At 66.0% G+C, this 3,622-nt stretch carries 1 protein-coding gene; it reads right to left on the bottom strand.

Annotated features, from left to right (window positions below; genetic code table 11):
• Window positions 1-181: 181 nt before the first annotated feature.
• Window positions 182-3,622 (bottom strand): ExeM/NucH family extracellular endonuclease (locus tag ACTIMF_RS19005; RefSeq protein WP_442351843.1); only part of this gene is annotated, 3,441 nt, incomplete at its 5' end.

Below are 3,622 nucleotides of genomic sequence, written 5' to 3'. Positions count from 1 at the left end.
AACGTCAGCGCCCCGCGGATCTTCGGGAAGGAGGCGGCTTTCGGTTCGGGCATGGGGTCCAGTCTACCCGGGCCCGGCGCCTCGACCGGGAACATGTCTGTCGCACGGGTGCAGACTGCGAACGGATACCAAGAGGCGCCTGTCGCTCCCCAAGGGTGCGGCAGGCGCCTCTTCGTACGGGTTACTGCTCGACGCGAGTGCGACGGCGGGCGACGACGAACGCGGCACCCAGCATCAGCAGCAGCGCTGCCAGGATGAGGTACGGCGTCGGGTCGGCACCCGTCGTGGCGAGATCGCCATCCGAGCCACCAGCGCTGCCGGCGTCGCCAGCACCACCCGAACCTCCAGTACCGTCGGCGGCGGTGATGGTGATCGGGGCCGTCGCCTCGGCACCGTCCGGCTGGATGACCGCGATCGTGTGGTCACCGGCCGGGGTGTTCGCAGGAATGGTCACGGCCAACGTGAACGTTCCGTCGTCGGCGACCTGCACCGAACCGATCTCCACCGGGGTCGAGCGCAGCTCGACGACCAGCTCGAGTCCGGCTTCGAACCCGGATCCGACGATGTTCACCGTGCCACCGGCCTTGACCGTCGCCGCATCCAACGTGATGCTGCCTGACGCCGCGGGCGCCTCGCTGAATGTGATCGGAACCTGCACGCTCGTTCCGGCATCCGCCACCGCGACGGTGAACAGCTTCTCGCCGTAGACGCCCTCGGGAACCGTGAATGTGAGGCTGGCCCGGCCGGCCTCGTCGGTGGTGTCGACGATCGCCGGGTCGACGGCGCCCGAGGCGAGCACGGTTTCGTCGAGCGATACCGTGACCTCGCCCGGTTGTGGGTCGCCGCCGCTGAATGCCAGTGAGGAGAGGTCGATGGTTACCTCATCGCCGGCACTGTAGCCGTCGGCATCCGGAGCGCTCAGCGTCGCACCGACCGCACGCTGCGCGAGGTCAGGCTTAGCCTCGCCGTTGGCGTCGAACCAGTCGACCATCGACTGCAGGTCGATCTTGCCGGTGTCCGCCGAGTTCGTGCCCTCGGCCAGCGTGAAGAAGTTGTCTCCACCGGTGGCGAGGAACGAGTTCGCCGCGACGACGTATGACGCCGCAGGGTCGATCGGCGTGCCGTTCAGCGTGATCGAGGTGATGCGCTCGCCTGTCGCCGCTGCCGGATCGTAGGTGTACACCAGCCCGTCGGAGAGTCCGAGTTTGAGGAACGGACGGCTTGATCCCTCCGGCTGCCACTGCTCCTCGAGCACGCTCTTGAGCTGCGCACCGGTGAGGTTCAGCGTGACCAGCGTGTTGGCGAACGGCTGCACCGTCGCCGCCTCGCGGAAGGTCACATTGCCGTCAGCATCGCCCTCGCCTGCAGAAGCATAGGTGAGGTTCGCACGGATGCCGCCCGGGTTCATGATCGCGATATCCGCGCCGGTCGCCCACTGCTGCACGTCGGCGACGAAGTTACCGATCGTCGATTCTCCGCCGCGGTTCTCCGACCCGTTGGTCTGACGTGCGCGATTGAAATCTCCGGTGATGGCCCCGACAGACTCGGCGCCGAGGACGTCGGCCTCCGCCTTGGCGTCGTCGACGATCTTCTGCACCTCGCCATCGGCGTCGTACAGCGGAGCATCGTCCTTTGTGAGCGGCTTGATCTCATTGGTGATCGAGAGCAGTTCCTTCGTCTCCGGGTCGACCTGCAGGTTCATCAGGCCGAAGTTCTCGCCGTACTGACCGGCCGAGATGACCGGGCGTCCGTCGATCACGTGGTTGTAAGCGAGGTGCGTGTGCGCCGAGACGATCGCGCTGACCTTCGGGTCCACGCCGTCGACGATCTCGCCCAGTGCCGATTCCGGTGTGATGCTCGCGACGTCGGTCGATGTGGCGCCCTCGTGCACCAGCAGGATCAGCACGTCAGCCTCGCCGTTGGCAGAGTCACCGTCGGTGAGGTCGTCGGCGACAGCGTTCACCGAGTCAGCGATGTTGCGTACCTCGAGGTCCTTGATCCCCTCGGGCGACACGAGTGAGTCGAGCTCTTCGGTGACAGCACCGATGAAGCCGACGCGCACGCCGTCCATCTCTTTCACCCATGCGGGGGCGAGCGCGGTTTCGCCGGTGTCGGTGAGGAACACGTTCGAGGAGATGTACTCCCACTCGGCGCGGTCCTGCACGCGGTCGCGAAGGTCTTCCCAACCCTGGTCGAACTCGTGATTACCGGCCGCGCTCACTTCGAGCCCGGCGGCGTTCAGCGCGTCGATGGTGGGGTTGTCGTCGTTGATGAACGACGTGAAGGTGGAAGCTCCGATGAGATCCCCTGCTGCCGCGAACACGGTGTTCGGGTTCGCGTCGCGCACCGACTTGACTGCCCCGGAGAGCACGGCGGCGCCGGCTGCGGCACCGTCGGCCTCAATACGACCGTGGAAGTCGTTGATCGTGACGATGTCGATGTCGACCGGCGGGATCTCGCTCGAGATGCCGACGATGACCGGGTCGTGGTCACTGGAGCGGAAGGGAGTGCCCGCCTCGGCGGCGCCGAACGCGTAGCCGCGGTCGCTCCACTCGGGAGAGTTGATCGTCCACACACCGGTGCCCGTCACCGACTCGGCCAGCTGCGGCGACGCGATCGCGTGGTCGAGCGATCCGAGCTCTCCGTCGAAGGTGTAGGTGTACTGGCCCTCGGCGTTCGCGGGAACGAGGTCGGTCCAGCCGGCCTGCGTAAAGACGTTGATCGGGTCTTCCTGACCGTAGGCGTTGAAGTCGCCGAGCAGCAGGATGTCCTCGCTACCGCTGGTCTCGGCGATCTCGTCCGTGAAGGACAGCAACGACTGTGCCTGCGCCGTGCGGTCGGCGTTGAAGTGACCCTGGCCGTCGGCCGGCTCGTCGCCGTCTCCCGACTTCGATTTGAAGTGGTTGGCGATGACCGAGACGATCCGGCCGTCCATGTCGAACGTCTGCGCGATCGGCTCGCGGGCGTTGCCCCACACCGTCTCGTCTATCACCGCTGTGCTGTCTCCGACAGGGGTGACGGCAGCCTTCTTGTAAATGATCGCGTTCGTGATGACGTCGGTCGTGGTGTCGAGCAGCGCCTCCGGCGTCGGGACGTACTCCCAGACATCGGAGCCGGCGTCCTCGTTGAGCCCGTCGACGAGGTTGGCCAGTGCGACATCGGCCGTGCCATCGCCGAAGTGAACCGAGTTCTCGATCTCCATCAGCGCGACGACGTCGGAATCCAGTCCGTTGATAGCCGTGACGATCTTGGAGCGCTGTACGGCGAAGAACTCCTCGTTCTTCGCGCCGCGTGCGTCGGAGTCATCCTCGCTCATCGTCGTGAAGTAGTTGAAAACGTTGAACGCCGCGACCTGCAGGTCACCGCCGACCTCGGGGGCCGTCTCGGGGCGTGGGTTCTCGGTCGTGAACGATGCCTTCTCGGCCGCAGCGGTCTCGTCATCAATCGGAGTGACCGGCTGCAGGCGCCAATCATCGAAGCCGTACTGCAGCACGTAGCCGGCCTCGGCGAAGTCGACGACGTCGCCGTTTCGAACCGTGACGTCCTCGGTGAAGTACGGCTGGTCGCCGGGGTGCGCGTTGTTGCTGACCTGCACGTTGTAGCCGTCGTCGAGCAGGATGCG

Origin of the sequence: Gordonia sp. (in: high G+C Gram-positive bacteria), from assembly GCF_052106715.1 — a bacterium.
Classification (GTDB): domain Bacteria; phylum Actinomycetota; class Actinomycetes; order Mycobacteriales; family Mycobacteriaceae; genus Gordonia.
This window is presented reverse-complemented; position numbering and strand designations above follow the sequence as displayed.